The sequence below is a fragment of the Janthinobacterium sp. BHSEK genome (genome assembly GCF_056174685.1).
This window is the reverse complement of record NZ_JBWBYV010000254.1, coordinates 1-505: the sequence shown is the minus strand read 5'-3', so window position 1 is coordinate 505 and position 505 is coordinate 1. Positions and strand designations below refer to the sequence as shown.

General features: G+C 68.5%; 1 protein-coding gene. It reads left to right on the top strand.

All coding sequences use genetic code 11. The features are described from left to right. Positions 1 to 505 (top strand): hypothetical protein (locus AC0V2Y_RS28875; RefSeq protein WP_475418485.1); only part of this gene is annotated, 505 nt, incomplete at both ends.

Below are 505 nucleotides of genomic sequence, written 5' to 3'. Positions count from 1 at the left end.
ACCATGAGCTTCGCCCAGCACTCTTCCACCGGCCCGACCATCATGCGGCATACATGGCGCCAATGGCGCGATGCGCCACCGGCCATCACCCGCGTGCCCGACACCGACGCCCGCGCGCTTGCCTGCCATGTCGCCGACGGCGAGGCATTGTTGGCGCAGTTGCCGGCCAAGCCGCTGCGCTCTGCCGAACAGTGCGCCGCCGCCGAGGCCATACACGGCGCCAGTCGCGCAGCGCGCACCAACTTCCTGCGTCTGCACGCCGACTGGGTATATGACCGCCTGACGGCCGGCAAGACCCTGCGCCCGCAACTGGCCGAACTGGCGTATGCGGCTGCGGAGCTGTTTCCCGGCCTGGTCCCGGATCAAGCGGCAATCACCCAGGAGCGCCTGTCGCCGCAGGGGGACAAGGAAGCGCGAGAAATCGACCAGGGCATTTTCTTTTCTGAGGTGCTCGCCGCGCCGGCCAGCGGCCGGCACCTCGTCGAGAGCATGCTGTATCCGGGTG